The sequence below is a fragment of the Chitinophaga parva genome (assembly GCF_003071345.1).
Taxonomy (GTDB): Bacteria; Bacteroidota; Bacteroidia; order Chitinophagales; family Chitinophagaceae; genus Chitinophaga; species Chitinophaga parva.
The window spans coordinates 421,165-445,220 of sequence record NZ_QCYK01000001.1; the positions used below are offsets into that span (position 1 = coordinate 421,165).

A 24,056-nucleotide genomic window follows, 5' to 3' on the forward strand; every position below is an offset into this window, starting at 1 on the left:
TGGTATCCGGCTGTTGCAGGCTCCACTTTCCAGGACCTGCGCTGCGAAAACAACCAGCTTAACTGGTCACTTGGCGACCGTCACCTGTACTACGATGCCGCGCATAAAAACGGCTGATCATTGTTCAAGGCCTTCCTTCATTAATTAACAATAAAAAAGCCGGCAATAGAAATTGCCAGCTATATCATTTACTGAAACCTAAAAAAATCTTTATGTCTTAACCCTTGATGCCAGCACCGTAATGCAGGCGCCCAGCAGGGCAATAATGATAAATGCAATCTGCAAGCCGTTGTACTTAGCCACAAAACCGATCAGGGGCGGGCCTATGAGAAACCCCATGTTACCGATGGTGCTTACCGTGGCCAGTGCCAGCCCGGTATGCAATTGGGTGGAGCGCCCGGCAGCACTATTGATCAGCGGCACGATGATGGATACCCCCGCTCCTACCAGCAAACAACCCAGGGTGGCCGTGATAAAATAAGGCAGGCAGATCACCATCAGGTACCCGCCGGCAGTGAGTATACCACAGGCCTGCAGGATCTGGGTGCGCCCAAAACGGGCGGTGAAAAAATCTGCTGCCAGCCTGGCTGCTGCACTGGCTCCTTTGAAGGCCACGTAACCCGCGCCATCCAGCAGGGCGGATACCAATACTACTTTCTTGAAATATACCCCGCTCCAGTCGTCCATCGTGCCTTCGCAGATGGCGGCGCAAAAGGCCATCAATCCCAGCATGAGCAACATTTTACCTGGCCAGGTAAAGCGGGTGCGGGTACGCCGGGCCACCACATCCTGCTGCATCACAAAGCGGCTTACCACCAGCAAAGTGAGTATATCCATGACCGTTATACAGGCAAAGTGCCGGAAGGGCGACCACTCCAGTTTAGACATTCCCCAGCCGATAGCAGCACCGGCAAAACCTGCCAGGCTCCAGTATCCATGAAAGGATGCCATCACCGGGCGGCCATATTCTGCTTCTACAGACACGGCCTGTGTATTCATGGCAATGTTGGTAATATTACTGGCGCAACCAAAGAGCACCAGCGCTAACCCAAGCTGCCAGGGCGTTTGCGCCAATCCTATACTGCTCAGCACCACCGCGTAACACGCGGCTCCGCTGATCACACACACTTTGCTGCCATAGCGCGCCACCAGCCATCCCGCTACGGGGATGGATACCATGGCGCCAATGGGCAAGGCAAAGAGAATGCTGCCCAGCTGGGCTTCATCCAGCCTTAGCGACTGTTGCAATGCAGGGATGCGGGATGCCCAGCTGGCAAAGCACAGCCCCTGCAGAAAGAACAAGGCACTGACGGCAATTCTGGCTGCCCGCGCCGGCGTAGATGAAATGCTCCCGATCAAAACGTTGTGATTTTTTCATTACGCCCACGCACAGGATCTTATGAGCCGTAATGCACTTAGATAACTTCAATGCCCAGGTCCTTGTAAGGACGTGTCAGCGGGATATCCGGTTCATCGGTGATGATCATGTTCAGCGCACTGATGTCACACACTTTAAAGGTCTCAGCGGTACCCATCTTATCGGCAGTGGCCAGGGCTATCACCTTGTTGGAGGCGGTAACCATGCTGGCTTTCACTTCCGCTTCCTCCATGTCGGTACCGGTAACGCCGGCCTGCGGGTGCAGGCTGCAGATGCCCATAAAACAAATCTCTGCCCTCATACGTTGAAACTGGCGGATGGTATCCATACCGCCTGTCACCTGTGAGTTCTTAATGACCCGGCCACCGGTAAGGATCACCTCTACGGAGGGATGGTCTACCAGTTGCAGGGCAATGGGGATGTTATTGGTAATGACGCGCAGGTGCAGGTTGGGCGGGAACATCTTTACCAGCATCAGGGTGGAGGTACCACCATCGAGGATCACCGTTTGCCCATCGTGCAGGAAAGATAACGCCTTTTGCGCCATGGTGCGTTTATCTTCCTCATGGCGTACCGCGCGTTCTTTAAAAGAGTAGGGATTGGGGGAATGTGGGATGGCGCCGCCTCTTACTTTAATAAGGAGGCCGCTTTTTTCCAGTACTTCCAGATCACGGCGTACCGTATCTTCAGAAACGTGTAAGTCGTTACTAAGTTCGGCATGCAGGACCTTGTGGTCGGTCTGCAACTTCTTTAAAATGTAGTCTAACCGTTCTTCTTTCAGCATCTTGCGGTATTTGCCACAAATATATCGCAAAAAATCGCAAGAAAAAGTTGGCGGTTGCAAAAACTTGCGTATATTTGCAATGTAATTAGTCAACAACGCAATTCATTGCACGGTTGCTTTTCATAACGTGGAATTATAAATGGAGAAGATGCTGGCATTCTTACCGGCATGAACGCAACTCCGATCAGCTATAGTTGCGAGAACAAAATTTAACTGTTGTTTAAAAACGGCGCTTCCTTAAAGGATGCGCCGTTTTTTTTGTGTGTTGCTTTTGCTAAATACGCCACAGTGGCTCATTTCGGAAAATATGTCTATGGGGAACGGCCTTCCCCTTGCGGGCCGTGTCAATTTTTTGCCCTGCTCTCCCTGTTTTTAGTTGCCTGTTTATGAACAAATTCCCCCCTATTCGGCGCCGTCACGCTGCGGTGTAATAAATATGATCCATCTCATGTTTTTTGCAACATCTTGCAACATTGCTGGATTCCAAACTAAACATTGCAACATTTTGCGGCAGTTTTTTTTGCCGGCGCCGTAAAAATAATTGAAGGTATGGGCGTGTCGGGCATACCGGCCGGAGGTGGGAGGCCGGGTGCTCCCCTGGGGAAGCGCACAGGAGGGTTGCCCCTTTGTTAAAAATGGTGCATGTCAAAGATGAGCCGCTGCCACCGCGCGGAAGGCCGGGCCCGGTGGAGGCAACCACAGGCAAGCCCCCTTCTTTATTTCCGGCCTAACCGGGAGGCCTGCAACTTCTCCAGTGATTCCTGCAGCAGCCTTACCTCTTCTTTATATGCCGCCACTTCCTTTAATAAAGCGGTATGTTCTTCCAGTAAGCGGTAATAACGCTCCCGCAGCAACTGGTCCCGGGGTGGCGGGGGCTTATCATCCACCACATCAGGGTTCAGGAAATGTTCTATAGAGATCTTGAGGCCCTTCAGTACGGTTTCCATTTCACTTTCGGAAAACATGGGCTTCTCTGCCAGTGCGGCGGCTTCGCGCCGGGTAATGCCCAGGAGGTCTGCCACCCGCGTTTTATTGATACCCTTTTCACTGACCAGTTGCCGGAAGCGCTGCCCGTAATGCAGCACCCCGTCCGGCTGTACACTGCCCTCCCACTGCATAAAGTCCTGCACTGTAATGCCGATCACTTTGCAGAAGCGCTCCAGCGTGGTGCGTTTGATGTCTTTCTTCCGCAGGTAATAGTGTGCAATCTGGTTGGTGAAACCGGCTTTCTTTGCAAAATCCACGATCTTGATATGCTTATCGTTCAGGATCTGCTTAAGTCGTTTTCCCATATCGGGTAGCCCTTGGGCCATGTATCAATAATTTAAGTTAACTTATGATAATTATACTTACAAATTTAGACTATAAGTATCGAATTTAACACTTTAGCTTCCATAAAATGCTAACTGGATGTTAAAATGATAATTCAGCAGCTAAAATCGCAGTATTACTATCAGCCTAGTTACCAGGCGCGGCGCGGCGATGGAAAGGCGGCGGCCGGTAGAATGCCTGGTAACAGGGCATTCCGGCTGGCGGTGCGCAGGGTGGTGGGCCCGGAAAGCGCGCCGGCGCCGCATCTTTTTAACCCGCAGAAAATCACTTTGAAACCCCGGTAATCATGTGAAAATCATGTTAATTGCGGATAGTAGCCCGGTTTACTTCATCCTAAAATTTTTATGCCGTTTTTGGTACATTTTTGTAAAATTGTAAATACATTTGCTTACACAACCATCTCACTTTCATCCTGTACCAATTCATTCATTTAAAAGAAACCCTTTAAATGCAAGACAACGATGAACTGAATCCGTTGCAGGATATCCACAAGCACCTTGTGGCCATGTCTGCCCTCTTCCGCCAGCGTGTATGTGAAGAATGTAACTGGAGCGCCCCCACCTTTTACCGTAAAATGCGGGAGAAAGAGAACAAATTCAGTAATGCCGAGCGGGACAAGATCCTGGCGGTAATGCAGCAAATCACGCACGAAGCCACTAACTATTTTAAGCGGTACAGTTAACCCGTATGGCGCGTGAGCGCATACACCACAGCTACTCCTGCAATCAGCTAAGCAGAGAAATCCCTCCGTGGGACTACCTGCCGTAGATGATTTTTCTTACATTTATTGCGTGTATAAATACATGATCTATTTCTAACGCAAAAAAAATTCCACTAGCTGTGTATCCGTACCAACTTAAAAGTTTCGAGGAGTATCAACAGGCTTATCATCAAAGCGTTATTGACCCCGAAGGCTTCTGGGCCAACATTGCCGAGCATTTTTACTGGCGCAAAAAGTGGGATAAGGTCCTGGAATGGGACTTTAAATCACCCGACATCAAGTGGTTTGCGGGCGGCAAACTGAATATCACAGAAAACTGCCTGGACCGCCACCTCGGTACGCTGGGCAACCGGCCCGCTATCATCTGGGAACCAAATGAACCCGATGAGCGCCACCGTGTGCTTACCTATCGTGAGTTGTATAACAAGGTTTGCCAGTTTGCCAATGTGCTCAAAAACAACGGCGTAAAGCGGGGCGACCGTGTGTGTATCTATATGGGCATGATCCCCGAGCTGGCCATTGCCACGCTGGCCTGTGCCCGCATTGGCGCCATCCACTCCGTAGTGTTTGGCGGCTTCAGTGCGCAAAGCATTGCAGACCGTATACAAGATGCACAGGCATCCCTGGTGATCACCTGCGACGGGGCCTTCCGCGGTGGGAAAGACATTCCCCTGAAATCTGTGATTGACGACGCCCTCATGGCCTGCCCGTCCGTAAAACGCGTGATCGTGTGCACCCGCACCCGCACCCCCGTAAGCATGCTCAAAGGCCGCGACGTGTGGTGGGAAGATGAGATCAAGGCGGTGGAAACACAGGGCAACCCGGCCTGCCCGGCGGAGGAAATGGATGCGGAAGACATGCTCTTCATCCTCTACACCTCCGGCTCCACCGGCAAGCCTAAAGGCGTGGTGCATACCTGCGGTGGATATATGGTATATGCCAACTACACGTTTGTAAACACCTTCCAGTACCAACCGGGAGAAGTATATTTCTGCACAGCAGACATTGGCTGGATCACCGGCCATAGCTACATCCTGTACGGCCCCCTGAGCGCCGGCGCCACCACCCTTATGTTTGAAGGCGTACCTACCTATCCCGATGCCGGCCGTATGTGGGACATCGTGGACAAGTACCGGGTAAACATCCTGTACACCGCCCCCACAGCCATCCGCAGCCTCATGGGCTATGGCCTGGGCCCGGTAAATCATAAGGACCTTTCTTCCCTGCGTAAGCTGGGCAGCGTAGGTGAGCCCATTAATGAAGAAGCCTGGCACTGGTTCAAAGATAATATTGGCAAGGGCCGCTGCCCCATCGTGGATACGTGGTGGCAAACGGAAACCGGTGGCATCATGATCACACCCATTGCCGGCATTACCCCGGAAAAACCGGGCTATGCCACCCTGCCCCTACCAGGCGTACAACCGGTGCTGGTAGATGAAGCGGGTAAAGAGATCACCGGCAACGGGGTGAATGGCAACCTGTGCATCAAATTCCCCTGGCCCGGCATACTCCGCACCACCTTTGGCGATCATGAACGCTTCCGCAAAACTTACTTCTCCACCTACGAAGGCATGTACTTCACGGGCGATGGCTGCCTGCGGGATGAAGACGGTTACTACCGTATTACCGGCCGCGTGGATGATGTGCTGAACGTGAGCGGCCACCGCATCGGTACCGCGGAAGTGGAAAATGCCATCAACATGCACGCCGGCGTAGTGGAAAGCGCCGTGGTAGGCTATCCGCACGATATTAAAGGACAGGGTATTTACGCCTTCGTGATCGCAGAACGCCTTACGCACGATGCGGAACTTACCAAGAAAGACATCCTGCAAACGGTGTCCCGCATCATTGGGCCCATTGCCAAACCGGATAAGATCCAGTTTGTGACCGGCCTGCCCAAAACCCGCTCCGGCAAGATCATGCGCCGCATCCTCCGCAAGATCGCTGAGGGCGAATTTGATAACCTGGGCGATACCTCTACCCTGCTGGAACCAAGCGTGGTGGAAGAGATCAAGAAAGGCAAGCTCTAATCAGATCAACCGATAACAACCAGGTGTACCTGCAACCCGGGTACACCTTTTTTTATTTTGCGGTATTTAACTTTACCAAAACAAGCCACCTTTTATCTTTAATCCATGAAGTTCCTCAAACGCTGCGGTTACCTACTGCTTTTCCTGTTTATCCTCTTCAATGTTATCGGCGCCATACACGCCTGGAAATTCACTCACTTCTACGATGATCCAAACCATGTCAATAAAAAACCGGAACAGATGACCTCCGGTGAAAAAGTGGCCATGATCCTCACCGGCGTAAAGATCTCCAAGTCTGTGGACACGGACACGCCCACCCTGGAGCATGAAAATGTGATCCTCCATACCCGCGATGGCATCCGCCTGGAAGGCTGGTACATCCCGTCAGACAAGGCGCCCAATGGTACGGTGATCCTGCTGCATGGCTACGGCAGCAGCAGGAGCGACAAGCTGCCGGAAGCCAATTATTTCCACCAGCTGGGCTATAATACTTTCCTCATTGATTTCCGCGCCCATGGCGGCAGCGGAGGGTATGCCTGCTCCATTGGCTACAGGGAAACGGAAGACCTGCTGGCCGCCTGGCGCTTTGTAAAAAACAAGGGGGAAAATGATAACCGCATTACACTCTGGGGCATGAGCATGGGCGCGGCGGTGATCCTCAAAGGCGTACCGGAATTTGACCTGCACCCCGGCCGTGTGATCCTGGAAGCCCCTTTTGCCTCCCTCACGGATGCGGTGAACAGCCGCATGCGCTCCGTGCACATTCCCAACTATCCTTTCACGCCCCTGCTCACTTTCTGGGGCGGCATTGAACAGGGCTTCTGGGGCTTCGACTTTGAGCCCTACCGCTACGCAGAGAAGATCACTTGTCCTGCATTGATGTGTTGGGGCAGGCACGATCCGCGCGTCATGGAGTTTGAAACCCAAAAGATCTTTGCCCACCTGGGCGTCAAAGCACCCCATAAATCCCTGGTGATCTTTGAGCGCTCCGGCCACCAGTCGTTTTGCCGTAATGAAGGAGATAAATGGAAAGCGGGTATAAAAGATTTTATGGCGATGCCTGAATGATTTCCTGGTGCACGAAAAAAAATCCAGCTCCCGGTAATGCCTGCCGGAAGCTGGATTTTCTATTTAGTATACGTTTATTCCTACCGGCGTATCACCACCGGCGTCCCTACTTTCAGCACGTTGTACAGTTCCGCAATGTCAGCGCTTTTCAGACTGATGCAACCCAGTGTCCAGTTGATCCTCCGCTCCACGTACAGGTCATTGATGCCGGAGGCCTCTTCCACACCGTGGATGCCTACGCCGTCGCCAATGGAAGCAGTGGCCGGGATGAGGCCACGGGCCTGGCGGTCTCGGAAGCGGGTCCAGGAAGTTTCGTTAGGATAATCCAGCAGCATAAAGCGGCTCCAGCGCGCGTCCAGGCGCTTGTTGTTGATGTGGAACACGCCTTCCGGTGTGCGGCGGTCGCCCTGCATGTATTTGTCGGATTGGTCACTGTTGCCAAAGGTTACTTTGTAGATCTTGCGCAGTGTTACATCCTCATACACGTACAGGCGGTAATCACTTTTATCAATGAGGAGAAATACTTTGTCAGGATCCATGGTGCCTGGCAGGAGGCGGGTGCGGTACAGGTCTCCGCCGGCATTGTCTGCAATATTTTCCGGTGCGTTCATCACCAGGTATTCCAGCCCGCTGGTCATGGAAGCGGTCAGGAATTTGGGGTCCGTCCACATCCGGGCCGTGCTGGCGCCGGCATTCAAAGTGGTGGTACTCCCTGTTTCAAAGCTGCATAATGGCAATAGGAAGATGGCTGCAAGCCAACCGCAATAGCGCATCATAGTTGTGTTCGGTTTGTAGGATTGTTATTTTTTTAAACGCTGGCACCGGGTGCTTATTGTGTTTTCATAAAAACAGCGAAACCAGGCCGGAGTACCAACCTGGTTTCGCTGCGCAAAAATATCTTTTTAAACGGAATGACCTAGTAGCCAAACAACTCTTCCAGTGAGAGCACTTTCACATCGCCATACTGCTTCAGGTTATCCATGCTCACTTTCTTATCGCTGGCCAGGATGCAATAGGTATAAGGCTTGTGTGCCAGTTGTGTGTCGTGGAACTGCTGCAGGTCTTTCAGTGATACCCCATCGATCTGGCCATACACCTGTTTGCGCAGGTCTGTATGCAGGCCCAGTTTTTCCGCATTGAGGTAGCTGAAGATGATGCCATCTTCGGTGATACGTTCGGTTTCAATATCCTGCTTGATCGCCAGTTTGGCGGTAGCCAGGTTCTTTTCCACCATAGGCATGGTATCCAGCAGTTCGTTCATGCCGCGGATCGCGTCATTCATCTTGTCTGCCTGGCTGCCTACGTAAGCCACTTCTGTGTAGCGGCCTTCTTTCTTATCAGGCGTTACATACTGGGCGTAGGTAGAATAGGCCAGGGCCTTGGATTCGCGGATGGTCTGGAATACGATGGACTCCATACCCCCACCAAAGTAATTGTTAAACAACAGCAGCTTCGCGGTTTCATCCGGGTTATACTGCTCCGTGTTGCGGATCCAGTTCACTTCAGATTGCACCATGTCGTAGTTGGTGAACAGTACCTGGTTTGCCACCTGGCTGGTCTTCTCAAACTTCACTGCCGGCGGGGCGGCGGCAAAGGTGGCCGGCATAGGGTGCAGTTTCGTTATTTTGGCCACTACGTCTTTCAGGGAGCCAGGACCGTAGTAGATCACCTTGTGCTCATAAGTAGAGAGCTTGTGCAGGCGGTCTACCAGTTCCTGCGCGGTAGTGTTGCTGATCTCATCTGCACTCAGCTGGTAGTTGAAAGGATTCCTGGCACCATAGAGGCCATACTGGGCCAGGGCGCTGGCAATAGCGCGCTTATTCAGCTTGGAATCTGCGCGACTCTTGGCAATACGGCCTTTCAGCGCCTGCAGGGCTTGTTCATTTACCTGGCAGTTTGCCATCAGGTTCTCAAACAGGGACACGGCCTTGTCAAAGTTTTCCTGCAGGCCGGTAATGCCCACGGTAGTATTTTCCGTGCTGGTGTTCACGTTGAAGGAGCACGCAATGTTGTAAAACTGCTTGCTGATCTCTTCAGAGGTGGCCTTGTCTGTACCGAGGAACTGCAGGTAAGACGCGGCCAGGGCCAGTTTGCGGTCGTTCCAGGTGCCCATGTCAAAGCGGTAGTAGAGGCGGAACAGGCCATTTTCCTTGTTCTGCACATACAGTACCTGTGCGGGGCCGGCCTTGGATTTCTGGATATCCTTTTCATAATCCAGCCACTGCGGCTGCACCGGCGTGGCGGGGATGGCGGCAATTTTGTCCAGGAAGGCAGAATGGTCGTCACGGTTCACGCTTACCGGGGTAATGGCAGGTTTTTCCACCTTTACCACGTCTTTGTCTTCACCCTTACGCTTGTACACCAGCACATAGTTGTTGCCAAAATACTTATTGGCAAAATCCACTACATCCTGCTTGGTCACTTTGGACATGTCATCCACGAAGGCTACATCTTCTGCATACAGGTCGCCTTTGGTTTTAATGAAGTCGTCCATCAGGTCTGTAGCGCGGTTGTTGTTGCTCTGCAGGCCCTGTATCTCAGACAGCTTAAAGTTGTTGACGATCGCCTTCAGCAGGGTTTCGTCAAACTGGCCTTTTTTCAGGAGCTCCAGTTGGCCCAGCAGCAGGTCCTTCACGTCTTCCAGCGACTGGCCGTTCTTGGCCTTGCCGCTGAATACCATGAAACCATAATCTTTAAACGTATCACTGCCGGCGTTTGCAGCCAGTACTTTTTGCTGGCGGTTCAGGTTCAGGTCAATGAGGCCTGCCTTACCGTTGGTGAGGATCTGTGACATCACCACGGCCAGCACATTGTCTTTATGGTCATTGATACCCGGCAGGCGGAAGCCGATCAATACGCTCTCTGCATCGGGGCCTACCACTTCTTTCACGATGGGCGCTGTGATGGGCGCTTCCTGCGGGCCGGTGTATTCCGGAACGGGCTTGGGCTGCTCGTAAGCAAAGTCCTTGTCGATGGTCCTGATCACATAATCCGGGTTAAAATCACCTGCCATTACAATGGCCATATTATTGGGCACATAGTACGTATTGTAGAACTGGCGGATGGCCTTGATGTTCGGATTTTTCAGGTGCTCAATGGTACCAATGGTGGTCTGCTGACCATAGTTGTGCGTGGGGAACATAGCGCCAAAGAGGGCTTCCCGCACTTTGTTCTGGTCATTGTCCAGGCCACGGTTCTTCTCTTCATACACAGCTTCCAGCTCGGTATGGAAAAGGCGGAACACCGGGTAGCGGAAGCGCTCTGCCTGCACTGCCAGGTATTTATCAATGGCGTTAGAAGGAATATCTTCCTCGTACACCGTTTCTTCTACGGAGGTGTGGGCGTTGGTGCCCTGGGCGCCCATGCCAGACATCATCTTGTCGTACTCATTGGCAATGGCATACTTTGCCGCAATGCCGGACACGCTGTCGATCTGATGGTACACCGCTTTGCGGGCGTCCGGATCGGTGGTGGCGTTGTACTTGTCGTACAGGTTATCTACCTGGTCAATGTAGCCTTTTTCCTTGGTCCAGTCCAGGGAGCCATAAGTATCCGTGCCTTTGAACAGCAGGTGCTCCAGGTAGTGCGCCAGGCCGGTATGGTCTTTCGGATCGCTGTTGCTACCGGCACGTACCCCGATGAGGGTCTGGATGCGCGGTTCCTTTTTGTTTACGCTAAGGATTACGGTAAGGCCGTTCTTCAGTTTGTAAAAACGGGCTTGCTGGGGATCGTTTGTTACATAACGATACGTGTAGCCGCCGGAGCTGGCTTCTTTCCATTCGTGCGATACGGGTTTTACCTGTGCCGACACGGCTTGTACAGAGGCTGCCAGGTAGCAGACTAACAGTGCTTTCGTGAGAGTCATGAGAAAAGGTTGGTTGTTTTTTGTTGGAATTCAGCTTTCAAATATAATAGATGGGGCTCCAAGAAAACGTTAAAAGGAGGCAAAACCTGTTACAAAAAGGATGAGCGGCGGGGATAGATAATTATTCCCGGCGGGTATGGTGGCTTCCGGCCCTGGCCGGGTGAGTGGCATTATTTCATCTTGATATTTACCGTGTTATGGTCCATTTTGTAAGTGAATCCCAGCTCCGGGCCCAGTTTGTCCAGGATGCCGGGCAGGGGCTCATTGTCCCAGGCACCGGTCACGGTTTTATTGAGGGGGATGTTGCCTTCCCAGTTAATATCGGTATTATACCAATCGGCCAGCACCCGCAGGGCCGCAGGCAGGGGCTCTTTTTCAAACGTGAGCTTACCGCTTCTCCACATCAGCAGCGCCGTGGTATCGCAGGTTTCGGGCTCTATGAGGTCAATGCTGGAATTGCCCATCACCATTTCTCCCCCATGCACCCACTCCGGCTGGTTGTCATGCGATTTATAGGCTTTCAGCACCTTGGCTTCCCCGTTGAGCAGCTGTACGGCGGCGCCTTTTTGTTCCACCTTTATTTTAAAGACGGCGTTGTGCACTACGGTGGTCAGTACATCTGTGATCACGCGGAAAGGGGTGTCCGGGTACGTGTGGATCGTAAAGAAGGCATCCCCATCCAGGACCACCTCCCGGTGATGAACGGTAAAATTATCTGGCACGTACAACGTGGAGGGGCCGTTCAGGATCACTTCCGAACTGTCTGGCAGGGTCACGGTCCTGCGGGCGCCTACCTCGCCCTGGAAATGTTTATAGGTAAGCCGTGTATTAAGGTTAGCAGGAGGTTGTGCGTGGTTACAGGCCAGTCCTGCCATCCAGGAAAGGCATACCAGAAAGATCGCCGGGGAGTGTTGCTTATTTGCCGCCATGAAGCAATAAAAATAGTGGTTTTCGGGCAATAAGCATAGCCGCTACTGCAGTTGCCACAGATCGGTGACACTGTTGCCAAAGCGGGTGCGGCGGCCCATGCTGTCCTGGTACATGGCAGACACGCCATGGAGGTATACGTTGTGAAGTACGGGCAAATGAAATACAGAGCGGTGGAAATCAGCAGTGGTGGCGCCATTGTTGTCCTGCCCGGGCATTGCCGCCAGGGACGCGGGCTGGCTGGCCCGGAGACCAAGGTACTTGTGCTTTGTGGTATGTGCCCATGCAATAAGGCCGGTGCAAACGAGTAAAGCTAAGATAGATCTCATACGCGATATTTTTAGACCGGAACGTTGTTGGAACCCATGTCCCACACGCGGGATTAGATATTTCCTGGCGTTAAAAGTTTAACGGCACATCAGAAGCCGTTAAACCGGAACCCTACCGAATAAGGATATTGCAGCAGCCCGTAATCATGCAGGGCCGTCAGGGCAAAGTTGCCATACAGTTTCAGCGGACCATATCCAATTTCGCTTGTCAGCGACATTCTCCATTTATTGAGGTTAAAATCGTCGTTCACTTTCTGTTTGCCGCGCTCCTGGCTTATCTGCTTGGTGCGGGCCTTTACCAGGTAACCGCCCATTACTCCTGCGCTCACTTTGAAAGAGCGGCTGGGCTTATAAGGATGTGCCGTGTAGTTCAGCATCAGCGGGATGGAGAGATACTCGGCAAACATTTTATTCTTAGTGAAGTTCACCGTATCCCGGTATACCGTGGTTGGATAGCCGGGCTGGTAGGTGATATTGCGGGCAAAGCGGTAATTATTCATTTCCACGCCCAGGGCATACTGCAGGTTCAGCTTGTGTTTCACCAGGTTGAGGCGCTGCATGAACAGCCAGATATTCACATTCACAGACTTGCCGGTGATCAGCTTAAACTCCTGTGAGGTGAGCGGGGAGCTGCCGTAACGGGGGGCAAAGTTGTTGAGGCCCTCTGCGGAATAATCATAGGTCCTGTTTGCCGCATAATACGGGGTGGTTGGATAGTAGGCCAGGTAACTGGCACCGCTGTAGTTACTGCGGTCTATATAATTATTAAATCCAAAGTCTACTACCAGCCAGCGGGTATGCAGGTTCTTTTTAAGTTTATTGTTGATGTAGGTAGTGTCGTTATAGAACTTATAACTGGTGCGACCACTAGGGCTTTTTGATTTGAGGATCACCAGGCCTTTGATCTGGATGGTGTCTGTAAGGGCCGTCTGCTGTGCATGGCTGGTGCCGGCAATGAACAGCAATACGGGTAAGATCATCCATTTCAGGTAAGCGCCGGGTTGCAACAACCTACGTTTAATAACAACGTTACTCATTTATTGTTAGCTTTTTTCTTCGCAAAAAATCGTGCCACGTTGGTCACTTTGTCCAGCAGCTTGTTGTCGCCGGAGCTTACCACGGAGGCGATCAGCTCTCCATGAATGCTTGCCGGGGCTGCACTTTCTTCTTTAGGGCTGGCCATGGCCATCATCACCGGCGGCTTTGCAGGCGCGGCATCCTGGCTGGAAGCCGCTATGGTAGCCGCGTTTGAAGTACTGGCCGGCGCGGTGCCGGTGCTCACGTTGTTTGCGGAAGTGGTGGTGTGGGATAATGTAGAACTGTTGGCAGGCGCAGTCACCGGTATGTCGTTGCTGGCCACCATTACGTTATTGTTATTATTACCGCGTGGTGCGGGCGTGGATTCATGATCCTGCTTTGCGGCTGTTGCCGGGGAAGCGCTGGGTGTATGCAACGCCACACTGGTTGTCACGGGCGGGGCAGGGCGTACGTGCCCTTTTGAAGCAGACAAGGCCGGGGCCTTCGCGGGCATTGCAGCCGCGATGTCCTCTTTGGAAGGAGGCAGGGAGATAACGTCCCCTTTCGAAGGGGTAGCCTCACCGGTTGAAGGTGACAGGGCGATAACATTTTCCGTAGCAGCGGGTGCCGGTGTGCCGGAAGCCTGCTGCTGGTTCACCGCCACAACGGCCGGTACATTCCCACTATGATCCTTGCTGCCATAGGGCGCCGTAAATACGATAAGACCTGCTACCACCGCGGCGGCACCGGCACTCCACCAATACACTGGCCGTATGCGGCTTCGGTGACGGTACAGGGAAGCCTTGTGCAGGAACACCTGGCCCAGATCCGGCTGCAGGCGGGTTTGTTGCAGCAGGGCCAGTTCTGCCTGGGCGGCGGGAGTTTGGGCAATATATTTTTCTACCGCGTCTTTTTCCGTGGCAGGCAGTTCATTGTCGATATAACTGAGGAGGAAGCCGGTCTGGTTATCCGCATGGATGCCGGGCGTACCACGGTACAGCAGGGCTTTATTTTCAAACACCACCTCCGGGTCGGGTGTGAGCACGGTACTTTGCAGCAATTGCAGCTCCTGCCGGATGTGCGGATGCTGCTCCAGGAAGTCCTGCAACGCGGCCACTTCGGCGGCGCCCAGGTCGCCGTCGATGAAGCGGAGAAGAAAAACTTCGTAGTTTGCTATGTTAATTCCTGCTGACAATTCTTTGGGTATTGATTAGATAACGTTCTGCATTTTTACCAGGTACTCTTTCAGGTGGAGCCGGGCCCGGTGCAGGTATACTTTTACCTGGGAGGGGTTGAGCTCCATGATGGTACCAATTTCTTCGTAGCTGTACCCTTCATAATCTTTGAGGAGGATAAGGGAGCGCTGCACTTCGCTGAGACGGGCCAGGGCTTTTTCCATGACCTCCCGGGCGTTGTGCACATTGGTATCCGCTATCCTGGACTCCTCTTTGAAATTTTCCACAAGGGTGATCCGCTTTACCTTCCGTACATGATCGATCATATTATGGTAGGCCACTGTAAACAGGTAAGACTTCCCCTTTTCAAAGGGAACCTCCTGGCAGTGCTTCCATAATATCTCGAATGCGTTCTGTACCACGTCTCTGGCGTCTTCGGTATGGCCAAGGTTTTTGACGATGAACCGGAAGAGGTTGTCCGAATACAGATCCACGCATTTATTGTACTCCTTTTCCGTCATCCGGTAACGCGGGATTTTTTCAGTGCGAAGTTCCGACAAATGTTCTATAAACGGGACGTATGCACGATTTTCACCAATTTATCCCCTTTTCCCGTGTCTTCCCTGTCGTCCATACGTCGCGTCACATGCCTTTTCTCCTGCACTTTACCCTAAACCCAGCATGATAAAAGTATGACGAACGCCTGCTCCGGAATGTTACACCTGGGTCAAAATTCGCGCAAAAAAACCGGCCCCGGAAGGCCGGCCCCGCATTATGACCTATTTTTATTCCAGTAACTTTGCCCTACCGGGAACCTAAAAGTATTCTACATGAACGAAAAATTCGTCAGCCGCCTTCGCCAGGAGCTTGGAGACATTGAAGCCTCCGGCCTTTACAAACGCGAAAGGATCATCACTTCCGACCAGGGTGCCGAGATCACCGTGAACGGCAAAACTGTACTGAACTTCTGCGCCAATAACTACCTGGGCCTCAGCTCCAATCCTACCGTGATCGAAGCCGCCAAGCACACCATCGACACCCACGGCTACGGTATGAGCAGTGTGCGCTTCATCTGCGGCACCCAGGATATTCACCGGGAGCTGGAACAGAAGATCGCCGCCTTCCTCGGTACGGAAGATTCCATCCTGTATGCAGCGGCTTTTGACGCCAACGGCGGCGTATTTGAGCCCCTGTTCAACGAGCAGGACGCCATCATTTCCGACGCCCTGAACCACGCGTCCATCATTGACGGGGTGCGCCTTTGCAAGGCCCAACGCTTCCGCTATGAACATAATAACATGGAAGACCTGGAAAAACAGCTCCAGGCAGCCGCCGGTTGCCGCAGCCGCATTATCGTTACAGATGGCAGTTTCAGCATGGACGGCACCATTGCCCAGCTGGACAAGATCTGTGACCTGGCAGATAAATATGACGCCATCGTCATGAGCGATGAAAGCCACTCTTCCGGCTTCCTGGGCAAAACCGGCCGCGGCACCCACGAATACCGCGGGGTCATGGGCCGGGTAGATATCATCACCGGCACCCTGGGCAAGGCCCTGGGCGGCGCCTCAGGCGGTTTTACCTCCGGCCGCAAAGAGGTAATAGACATCCTGCGCCAGCGCAGCCGTCCCTACCTGTTTTCCAACTCCGTAGCCCCCAGCATTGTAGGCGCCTCCATTGCCGTACTGGATATGCTGAGCAGCACCACCGCCCTGCGCGACAAACTGGAATACAACACCACCTACTTCCGGGAAAAAATGACTGCTGCCGGCTTCGACATTAAGCCCGGCCAGCACCCCATTGTACCAGTAATGCTGTACGACGCTCCCCTGAGCCAGCAGTTTGCAGACCGCCTGCTGCAGGAAGGCATCTACGTGATCGGGTTCTTCTTCCCGGTAGTGCCCAAAGGCCAGGCCCGCATCCGCGTGCAGCTGAGCGCTGCCCATGAACAGGAGCACCTGGACAAGGCCATCGCTGCCTTTACCAAAGTGGGTAAAGAGCTGGGCGTACTCAAAGCTTAAGTCTTTCTACTTCCAATACTGTATTTCCCCTGAAAGAAATTTCCAGCGCCGCCCGCCAGTGGTTTGCTGGAAATTTTCTTTTAGGGAAGATCCCGGCATTCGCCCGGAAACAAAAAACCCCGGGCTATCCGCTTCCGCGTTCGCCCGGGATTTTTTTGACCTGTGAAAAAACTTTCAGTAAAGAAAAGAGGGTGCCCGTGGCTGTTGGTTCCTGTGTTATATGCTGATGATGTTGATCAATCCCGCAGGCACCGCTCTAAAACACACACTAAGCTGGTTACTCGTTTTTGGTTACCTGCACCGGCTGGCCATCCTTGATCTCGTCACTGCCATTGGTCACTATGGCATCGCCATCTGCCAGGTTACCGAATATTTCTACTTTACCATTTGATTCATTGCCTTTTCTTACCGGCACCCAGGTGGCTTTGTTATTCACCACCTTGATCACGAACACTTTCTCGGAAGTGGTGATCACAGCACCCTTCGGCACCACGAAGGTATCATGACTCCCGGGCAGGTCTATGTGCACTTCTGCATACATGCCGGGCAGCAGTTTTTTATCGGTGTTATTGATATCCATTTCCAGCATTTCCGCACGCAGCCTGGTATCCAGGCTACCGGCCACGCGGTTTACCCTGGCGGTAAAAGTATCGCCGGGCAGGGAGCGCACGGTGAAATGCACCACACCGGTGTTTTGCAGGCTGCTGGTATACGTTTCCGGAACGGCAATGGATAAACGCAGGCGGTTCTGCTCTTCCAGGCGCAGCAGGGGCTTGTCTGAGCCCTTGCCTGCCGGGCCTACGTAAGCACCGGGGTGCACGTTTCGCACGGTGATGATCCCGTTGAAAGGCGCGCGGATAGTGAGGTAACCCAGCAGCTCCTGGATTTCCCGCAGAGAAGAGCGGGCGCTCAGCAGCTCTGCACTGTCTGCACTCATCTTGGAAAATGCGATCTCCAGGTCGTTCGGGGAGATGGTACCGGGGATCTTGCTGGTTTTAAGCATGCGGTCGTAAGTGGAGCGGCTGGCCTGGTACACCGCTTCCTTATTGTGGAGGCGGGATTGTGCTTCCAGCAGCTGGGTGTTCATTTCCGGTGCCTCCAGGGTCATGAGTACCTGGCCGGAGCTTACCTGGGAGCCCATATCCACGTTCACCGTTTTCACGTAGCTGGTGAATTTGGCATACAGGTCGGCAAACTGGTAGGGCTTTATTTCACCGGGCAGTTCCAGCACATTCTCCAGCTGGGTTCTTTCCAGGGAAACGGCTTTCACCTGGGTGGGGCCATTCTCGGCACCTTTGTTATCCTCCGCCTGCGAGCTATGGCAGGCAGGGAGCAGGATACCGGCGGCGGGCAGCGCCAGCGCAGCCAGCAGCATGTATTTCATGGTTCTAGTGTTTTGCATATCCAAGTATCTTAAATGTGTGTAATCAGGTTTTGTTTTAGTCCACCAGCTTTGCGGCGCCAGGTACATAATACGGGCTGTGCTCATCCTCCGGATCGAGGGAAACAGATTTCACACCGGCTTTCTGCTGTGCCCATGCAAAGATGAGCGGCAGTACAAAGAGGGAAGCAAAGGTACTGGCTACCAGGCCGCCTATCACCGCACGGCCCAGGGGCGCTGTCTGGTCGCCGGCCTCACCCAGGCCGGATGCCATCGGGATCATGCCCGCGGTCATCGCAATACTGGTCATGAGGATGGGGCGCAAGCGGATGGAAGTACCTTCCAGCGCGGATCTTACGGAGTCCTGGTTTTGCAGGCGGAGCTTTTCCGTGCCCGTGATCAGCAGCACCGAGTTAGATACCGATACACCCACAGACATGATAATACCCATGTACGACTGCAGGTTCAGCGTAGAGTGCGTGAGCAGCAGCATGCCCAAAGCCCCCACCAGCACTGCCGGCAGCGTGGATATTACCACGAAGGCCACGCGGAAGCTCTGGAAGTTTGCCGCCAGCAGCAACAGGATCACGACGATAGCTACGAGCAGGCCGGTTTGCAGGCTGTCCAGGGTTTCATTCAGCAGGTTCATGGTCCCGCGTTTCTCTACCGAGATACCCCTTGGCGGCTCTCCGGCACGTTTGATGGCCGCGGCTACGGCTGCACTGGCCGTGCCCAGGTCTTTCTTGTAGATATTGGCACCGATGGAGATGATGCGCACCGCACCAATACGGTCATATTCCCCGATCACAGTATCCGGCTGCAGGGTGGCCACATCCCCCAGGGAAGGGCGGTCATGGTCCTTGCTCAGCGGGATGGCCTTCATATCTTCAATACTGGCCAGCTGGTTTTCCGGAACGGAGATCTGCACAAAGTAAGAAGTAGCGTTCTTTTCATCCAGCCACACGTTCTTTTCTGTGAAGCGGGAAGAGGAAGTAGCCGCCGTGAGGGAACGGGCTATTTCGCCAATGCTCAGGCCCAGCTGCGCGGCGCGTTCCCGGTCAATATTAATGCGGATGGCCGGGTAGTCCAGGGGCTGGTTAATGGCCACATCGCGCAGGTAGGGGATCTTCTTCATTTCCTGCAGGATCTTCTCTGCATACGGACGGCTGTCCTTGAAGTTCTTACCCATCACCGCAATTTCTATCGGTGTGCTGGCGCCCTGGCTCATTACCTTGTCTGTAAGGTCAATGGGCTCAAAGCTGGTCTTCACTTCCGGCATCTGCTCGTGGATCAGTTTGCGGAATTTTTCCTTGAACTCATCCATGTTCACCTTATAATCTTCTTTCAGGTTCACCTGCATTACCGCTTCGCTGGGTGTAGCCATGAAGAGATAAATAGGGTTAGTGGAATATGAAGACGGATGGGTACCAATGAAGGAAGAAGTGATGTCAATATTTTCAGGCCCTACCATCTTTTTCAGGATGTCGGTGGCCTTGAGCAGCATAGTTTCCGTACGCTCCAAACGCGTGCCGGCAGGCTCTTTCAGGCGGAGCTGGAACTGGCCGTTATTGAGCTTGGGCAGGATGTCGCGGCCAATGTTTGACACGAACAGTACCACCAGCCCGCCGGTTACCAGGAAGTAAAGCCCTATTACCAGTTTGCGGCGGGCCATCAATGCGGTAAGCCAGCCCAGGAAACGCAGCTTGAACTTGTCAAAACCTGCAATTTCCTTTTCATGCGCAGCTTCATCTTTCAGTTCTGCACTGATGTACTTGTCTGATTTATGTACCTCCCCACTGTGCACGTGCTCGTGCGCCTTGCCATGGTGCTGGAATTTTTCTTCTTTCAGGATCCAGTTAGACAGGATGGGCACCAGGGTTTGCGACAGCAGATAAGATGCGATCATGGAAAACCCGATGGCCAGTGACAAGGGAAGGAACATGGAGCGGGGCACGCCCACCATGATAAAGGAAGGAGCAAACACCGCCAGGATACAGAACAGGATGAGCAACTTTGGGAAGGCAATTTCCTGGCACGCGTGCCAGACAGCCTGCGCCTTGGTTTTACCCATTTCCAGGTGCTGGTGTATATTCTCAATGGTCACCGTCGATTCATCCACCAGGATACCGATAGCCAGTGCCAGGCCGCTCAGCGTCATGATATTGATGGTTTGCCCGGCCATTTTGAGGCACAGTACCCCGATGATGATGGCCACCGGGATGGTGATGATCACGATGTAGGCAGAACGGCGGTCGCCCAGGAAGAGCAGCACCATGATGGCTGTGAGCACGGCCCCGATCACGCCTTCACTGATCAGGCTTTTCACGGCATTGATCACGTATACGCTCTGGTCAAACACAAAGTTCACTTTCACATCATCCGGCAGCAGCTTCTGGATGTTGGGCAATGCTTTTTTCAGGTTGTTCACCACCGTCCAGGTAGAGGCATCGGCGGTCTTGATCACGGGCAGGTATACGGAGCGTTTGCCATTGATCACGGCATAGCTGGAGGTAATGTCTGCCGCATCTTCCACCTTGGCCACATCGCGCACAAACACGGTGGGCCCTTCGCCTATCTGCAGGGGAATGTTTTCAAATTCTTTTACGGTGCGGATCACGGTATTGGCCGGTGTGAGGTAGGTCACATCGCCCACGCGCACGTTACCGGCGGGAGAGATCTGGTTATTGTCTTTCACCGCCGCCACAATCTGGTCTGGCGTAAGGTGGTGGGAGCGCATCAGTTCCGGGTCTACGTGGATCACGATGGTACGGGAGTTACCGCCAAAGGGGGCCGGGGAAGTAAGACCGGGAATGCGGCTGAAGGAAGGGCGCACCAGCGTCATCGCAAGGTCCTGCAGCTGATTATTGCTGCGGATCGGGCTGCTCAGTGCCAGCTGTCCAATCGGCAGGGTGGACGCGTCAAAGCGGATGATGAAGGGCGGCTGGGTGCCACTGGGCATGGAGGCAAATGCGCGGTTGGCCATGGCCGTTACTTCCGCTGCTGCTTGCGCCATGTTGGTGCCTTCGTAAAAAGAGATCTTGATCATGGTGAGGCCCTGGATGTTCTTGGCCTCAATATCTTTTACCCCTGTTACGTACAGGAACAGGTTCTGGTAGTTGGTAGCAATAAAGCCTTCCATCTGCTGGGGCGACATACCGCCATAGGGCTGCGATACATAGATGGCCGGCAGGTTCAGGTCCGGGAAGATGTCGATTTTAATGTCCCGCAGGGCGGACAGGCCAAAGAACAACAAGCCAACTACGGCCACCATGATGGCGATTGGTTTGCGGAGGGCCAGTTTAATAAGATTCATACTGCTTGGTTCAAATGATTAAAATCCGGTACTGGCATTAAGTGGCGGCGATGCTATTTGCCGGCGCTGGCCACCTGGGTAAGGAACACCTGCAGGTCTCCTTCGGTAGCGGCCTGGTAAAGCAGGGATTGCCAGATGCCGTTGTAGGCCAGGTCCCGGTCAGTTTCCGCCCGGTTCAGGTTATACAGGGCCTGGGCCAGGTCGGCAATGTTAGACAGGCCGTTCTCATACAAGGTGCTCTTCTGCAAATACGCGTCACTGCTGGCTTTCAGGCCAAAGGGCACCTGCTCGTACTTGGCAATGGAATTTTGCAGTTGCTGTTTGGCCAGGTCCAGCTGGTGCTGCAGGGTACTGTACTGCAGTTCATACTCATTACGGTAAGCCTCTGAAGTAAAGTGCTGGCGCTGTGCCTGGGCTTTGGTACGGGTCCAGTCCGTGATGGTCCATGACGCGTTAATGCCCAGCAGGTAATTGGAGCGGGTAGGATTAACGCCATTCCAGTAAGCGGAGCTGTAATGGGAAAGATTGGCCTGGCTGTAATCGTAGTCAAAGCCGGAACCGCGGGTCTGTAAAATGCCCATGGCCGTGATCTTTGGCAGCATACTTTTCTTAATGTAATCCACACTGGCTTCGCTGGCCTGGATGCGGCTATCATAGAAGCGGAGAATGGGCTGGTTCCGTAGGTCAAAGGTGTCCTGGGGATGCAGCAGGTCCGCTGGTATTTTGGAAACAAAGAAGGTGTCCAACAGGAAGCGGCGGCCAGGGATGTCTATCATCTGGGCCAGGAAGTTCTGTTGCTGGTCTTCGTAATTGATGGCATCCACAAGGCTGATCTGGGCTTTGGACACTTCAGAGTTGGCGATGGAACTGTCCACCCCGGGATTCAGGCCACCCACCGCGCGGGCCGTGATCATGCGCTTGAGATCCTGGGCGCGCTGCAGGTTACTTTCCATGGACTTGCGCAGGCGCTGGGCGGCCAGGAGGTTGAGATAAGCGCCGGCAATGCGTACCTGCTGCTGGAACTGTTCCTGGGCCAGGTCTGCCGCGTTGCTGGCTTCCTGGAATTTAGCGGCATTCACCTTGGCCTTCTGGCGGCCAAACTGGATGAAATCCCAACTGATGTTCATGGCATAGATCCCGCCAAATGCGGAGTTCCAGTTCTGTTGTGCCAGGGCAGGCCCGGAGCTGGAAACGGTCCAGCCTTTGTAGCCTTCGAACGGACCGTTCTGTCCGTTTACGGTACCAAAAGCATTTTGTGCCTGGAAACTAAGATCGGGGAGGTACTCCCGGCGGGTTGCGGTCACATTGGCAGCGGCTGCCTTCTGGTAGTTTTCTTTGGCTTTAATGGACTGGTAGTTGTGGAGGCCGGTTTCCAATGCCTGTTGCAGGGTCAGTGTACTGTCTTGCGCGTTGGCAGCGGATAAGAGGCCACCCATAAGAACCGCCATTAGGCCAATGGGTTTCCTGATGTCCATACTTTTTAACATAAATCCCTTTCTGTGTGTGCTCGGGTGTGAAAAATTCGATTGCAAAGTTAGATTAGCCTAAGTGCTAGGGGTTAGGACAAAGGACCTGCCGGCTTGCACAATTTGAACATCTGTTCGGCACCTTGTACTATTTGAACATATGCTCCCGGAAATGCTGGGGTGTAACCCCGGTATGGTGTTTAAAGAAGCGGCTGAAGTAGGCGGGGTCTTCAAAACCCAGGTCGTAGCAGATCTCCTTCACACTTACGGTGCTGAAGGCCAGGTTGCGCTTTGCTTCCAGCATGAGGCGCTCATGCAGCAGTTCTGTAACGGTTTTGCCGGTGTTGAGGCGGCTGATCTCGTTGAGGCGTTTGGGCGTAAGGGCAAATTCGCTGGCATAGAACCCGGTGTGGTGCTCCTGGCGGAAATGCTTTTCCAGCAGCTGGCGCAGCTGCACGGTCCGGTGGTCGTTCATGGCGGTTTCGCCGGTCTGGGCTACTTCCTGCAGGTCCTGGCGCTTGCGCTCCCGCTCTGCCACAGTAAGGAAAGTGGTAAGGTATTGTTTGATCACGTTGCGCTGGCAATGGGCCCATTGCAGCTCCTGCTCCATGAGCGGCACCAGGCCCTGGAACGACCGGCTGGCGTGGTCACTGAGGTGGATGGGGGCGGTATGGTAAAAGTCGTGCAGGATGCTCAGGTGCTGGAAGTGCGACTGGTCGTCTTCCGCCCGGGCAAAGTAGAATTTCTCGGTAAAGGAGATGGTCCATCCCTGGTTACCACCCGCGGCCTTATCTTCCAGCACCTGGTGTACCTGGCCGGGATGAAGCACAAATAACGTATTGTCTTTTTGTTCGTACTCTTTAAAATCTACCATATGGGTGCCCCGTCCCTGGGTGAACCAGATGAGGTGGTAAAAAGCATGGCGGTGTGGTTTGCGTGTAATTTCGCTTTGATAATCACCGATCTTGAACAGACTGATTTGTCCGGCATGGGGGAAATGCTGGAATGGTATCTCTTCCGTTTTACGTAACATAGTATAGAATAGCTGCCACTTGTAAAATTAGCACATCTTCATGGAAGGGAAGCTACCGTTCCTACCATTAAATTGAATAGTTGATGCTGGTATGACAATTAAATTAAAGGGGACTTAAAAAGTTATCGAGGTTGGGAAAGCTGGATGAAACCTTCCCGGTTTCCGGCCAGCATCCCGCCTCCATAATTAACACTTTCTCAATCCGCCATTCCTTAC

At 53.3% G+C, this 24,056-nt stretch carries 18 protein-coding genes; 4 read left to right on the top strand and 14 right to left on the bottom strand.

Annotation, left to right across the window (positions count from 1 at the left end):
• Positions 1-210: 210 nt before the first annotated feature.
• From DCC81_RS01840 to DCC81_RS01850, 3 genes are all read right to left on the bottom strand, one after another.
• Entirely contained in the window at positions 211-1,359 is a 1,149-nt protein-coding gene (locus DCC81_RS01840) for an MFS transporter (RefSeq protein WP_108684889.1), read from the bottom strand.
• Positions 1,360-1,415: 56 nt separating this feature from the next.
• Positions 1,416-2,162, bottom strand: coding sequence for a DeoR/GlpR family DNA-binding transcription regulator (locus DCC81_RS01845; RefSeq protein WP_108684890.1), 747 nt, complete (start codon positions 2,160-2,162; stop codon positions 1,416-1,418).
• Positions 2,163-2,878: 716 nt separating this feature from the next.
• The gene (locus DCC81_RS01850; protein ID WP_165806398.1) at positions 2,879-3,454 is read right to left on the bottom strand and encodes a helix-turn-helix domain-containing protein; all 576 of its coding nucleotides are present in this window, start codon (positions 3,452-3,454) and stop codon (positions 2,879-2,881) included.
• A 488-nt stretch (positions 3,455-3,942) separates the two neighbouring features.
• Between DCC81_RS01850 and DCC81_RS01860 the strand changes: the two genes are divergently transcribed.
• The 3 genes from DCC81_RS01860 (at position 3,943) to DCC81_RS01870 (ending at position 7,313) form a co-directional block, all read left to right on the top strand.
• The gene (locus DCC81_RS01860) at positions 3,943-4,176 is read left to right on the top strand and encodes a hypothetical protein (protein WP_108684893.1); all 234 of its coding nucleotides are present in this window, start codon (positions 3,943-3,945) and stop codon (positions 4,174-4,176) included.
• A 158-nt stretch (positions 4,177-4,334) separates the two neighbouring features.
• Positions 4,335-6,245, top strand: coding sequence for an acetate--CoA ligase (acs, locus tag DCC81_RS01865; RefSeq protein WP_108684894.1), 1,911 nt, complete (start codon positions 4,335-4,337; stop codon positions 6,243-6,245).
• 105 nt (positions 6,246-6,350) lie between these two features.
• Complete coding sequence (locus DCC81_RS01870; protein ID WP_108684895.1) at positions 6,351-7,313, top strand: alpha/beta hydrolase; 963 nt, start codon at positions 6,351-6,353, stop codon at positions 7,311-7,313.
• An 80-nt stretch (positions 7,314-7,393) separates the two neighbouring features.
• Here DCC81_RS01870 and DCC81_RS01875 read toward each other — a convergent pair whose 3' ends face one another.
• The 7 genes from DCC81_RS01875 to DCC81_RS01900 all read right to left on the bottom strand — a co-directional run bounded on the left by DCC81_RS01875 (position 7,394) and on the right by DCC81_RS01900 (position 15,147).
• On the bottom strand, positions 7,394-8,089 hold the full coding sequence (locus tag DCC81_RS01875; RefSeq protein ID WP_108684896.1) for a L,D-transpeptidase family protein: 696 nt from the start codon (positions 8,087-8,089) through the stop codon (positions 7,394-7,396).
• A gap of 140 nt (positions 8,090-8,229) precedes the next feature.
• Entirely contained in the window at positions 8,230-11,178 is a 2,949-nt protein-coding gene (locus DCC81_RS01880; RefSeq protein ID WP_108684897.1) for a M16 family metallopeptidase, read from the bottom strand.
• A gap of 170 nt (positions 11,179-11,348) precedes the next feature.
• On the bottom strand, positions 11,349-12,107 hold the full coding sequence (locus DCC81_RS01885; RefSeq protein WP_108684898.1) for a FecR family protein: 759 nt from the start codon (positions 12,105-12,107) through the stop codon (positions 11,349-11,351).
• A gap of 42 nt (positions 12,108-12,149) precedes the next feature.
• The gene (locus DCC81_RS25320) at positions 12,150-12,434 is read right to left on the bottom strand and encodes a hypothetical protein (RefSeq protein ID WP_133177504.1); all 285 of its coding nucleotides are present in this window, start codon (positions 12,432-12,434) and stop codon (positions 12,150-12,152) included.
• Positions 12,435-12,523: 89 nt separating this feature from the next.
• Positions 12,524-13,471: an outer membrane beta-barrel protein gene (locus DCC81_RS01890; protein ID WP_133177505.1), complete on the bottom strand. Its 948-nt coding sequence runs from the start codon at positions 13,469-13,471 to the stop codon at positions 12,524-12,526.
• Positions 13,468-14,646 carry a hypothetical protein gene (locus DCC81_RS01895; RefSeq protein WP_108684900.1) on the bottom strand — a complete coding sequence of 393 codons (1,179 nt, stop codon included), beginning with the start codon at positions 14,644-14,646 and terminating at the stop codon, positions 13,468-13,470. The genes DCC81_RS01890 and DCC81_RS01895 overlap by 4 nt, the downstream gene beginning before the upstream one ends.
• A gap of 15 nt (positions 14,647-14,661) precedes the next feature.
• Positions 14,662-15,147: an RNA polymerase sigma factor gene (locus DCC81_RS01900; RefSeq protein WP_108684901.1), complete on the bottom strand. Its 486-nt coding sequence runs from the start codon at positions 15,145-15,147 to the stop codon at positions 14,662-14,664.
• Between the two features lie 309 nt (positions 15,148-15,456).
• On the opposite strand from DCC81_RS01900, the gene kbl reads away from it, so the two are divergent.
• Positions 15,457-16,647: a glycine C-acetyltransferase gene (gene kbl / locus DCC81_RS01905; RefSeq protein WP_108684902.1), complete on the top strand. Its 1,191-nt coding sequence runs from the start codon at positions 15,457-15,459 to the stop codon at positions 16,645-16,647.
• Between the two features lie 277 nt (positions 16,648-16,924).
• Here the strand turns inward: kbl and DCC81_RS01910 are convergent, their stop codons facing one another.
• The 4 genes from DCC81_RS01910 to DCC81_RS01925 all read right to left on the bottom strand — a co-directional run bounded on the left by DCC81_RS01910 (position 16,925) and on the right by DCC81_RS01925 (position 23,840).
• Positions 16,925-18,049 carry an efflux RND transporter periplasmic adaptor subunit gene (locus DCC81_RS01910; protein WP_205686242.1) on the bottom strand — a complete coding sequence of 375 codons (1,125 nt, stop codon included), beginning with the start codon at positions 18,047-18,049 and terminating at the stop codon, positions 16,925-16,927.
• A 37-nt stretch (positions 18,050-18,086) separates the two neighbouring features.
• On the bottom strand, positions 18,087-21,341 hold the full coding sequence (locus tag DCC81_RS01915) for an efflux RND transporter permease subunit (RefSeq protein WP_108684904.1): 3,255 nt from the start codon (positions 21,339-21,341) through the stop codon (positions 18,087-18,089).
• A 53-nt stretch (positions 21,342-21,394) separates the two neighbouring features.
• Positions 21,395-22,789 (bottom strand): TolC family protein, encoded by a 1,395-nt coding sequence (locus DCC81_RS01920; protein WP_165806399.1) that lies wholly within the window; start codon positions 22,787-22,789, stop codon positions 21,395-21,397.
• 166 nt (positions 22,790-22,955) lie between these two features.
• A complete protein-coding gene (locus DCC81_RS01925) occupies positions 22,956-23,840 on the bottom strand; it encodes a helix-turn-helix domain-containing protein (protein WP_108684906.1) in 885 nt (294 codons plus the stop codon).
• Positions 23,841-24,056: the final 216 nt, after the last annotated feature.

Excerpts from the sequence above, each read along its gene's own strand:
- DCC81_RS01845 (WP_108684890.1), bottom strand. The coding sequence starts at position 2,162 with ATGCTGAAAGAAGAACGGTTAGACTACATTTTAAAGAAGTTGCAGACC.
- DCC81_RS01850 (WP_165806398.1), bottom strand. The coding sequence starts at position 3,454 with ATGGGAAAACGACTTAAGCAGATCCTGAACGATAAGCATATCAAGATC.
- DCC81_RS01860 (WP_108684893.1), top strand. The coding sequence starts at position 3,943 with ATGCAAGACAACGATGAACTGAATCCGTTGCAGGATATCCACAAGCAC.
- DCC81_RS01870 (WP_108684895.1), top strand. The coding sequence starts at position 6,351 with ATGAAGTTCCTCAAACGCTGCGGTTACCTACTGCTTTTCCTGTTTATC.
- DCC81_RS01875 (WP_108684896.1), bottom strand. The coding sequence starts at position 8,089 with ATGATGCGCTATTGCGGTTGGCTTGCAGCCATCTTCCTATTGCCATTA.
- DCC81_RS01880 (WP_108684897.1), bottom strand. The coding sequence starts at position 11,178 with ATGACTCTCACGAAAGCACTGTTAGTCTGCTACCTGGCAGCCTCTGTA.
- DCC81_RS01885 (WP_108684898.1), bottom strand. The coding sequence starts at position 12,107 with ATGGCGGCAAATAAGCAACACTCCCCGGCGATCTTTCTGGTATGCCTT.
- DCC81_RS25320 (WP_133177504.1), bottom strand. The coding sequence starts at position 12,434 with ATGAGATCTATCTTAGCTTTACTCGTTTGCACCGGCCTTATTGCATGG.
- DCC81_RS01890 (WP_133177505.1), bottom strand. The coding sequence starts at position 13,471 with ATGAGTAACGTTGTTATTAAACGTAGGTTGTTGCAACCCGGCGCTTAC.
- DCC81_RS01900 (WP_108684901.1), bottom strand. The coding sequence starts at position 15,147 with ATGACGGAAAAGGAGTACAATAAATGCGTGGATCTGTATTCGGACAAC.
- kbl (WP_108684902.1), top strand. The coding sequence starts at position 15,457 with ATGAACGAAAAATTCGTCAGCCGCCTTCGCCAGGAGCTTGGAGACATT.
- DCC81_RS01910 (WP_205686242.1), bottom strand. The coding sequence starts at position 18,049 with ATGCAAAACACTAGAACCATGAAATACATGCTGCTGGCTGCGCTGGCG.
- DCC81_RS01915 (WP_108684904.1), bottom strand. The coding sequence starts at position 21,341 with ATGAATCTTATTAAACTGGCCCTCCGCAAACCAATCGCCATCATGGTG.
- DCC81_RS01920 (WP_165806399.1), bottom strand. The coding sequence starts at position 22,789 with ATGGCGGTTCTTATGGGTGGCCTCTTATCCGCTGCCAACGCGCAAGAC.
- DCC81_RS01925 (WP_108684906.1), bottom strand. The coding sequence starts at position 23,840 with ATGTTACGTAAAACGGAAGAGATACCATTCCAGCATTTCCCCCATGCC.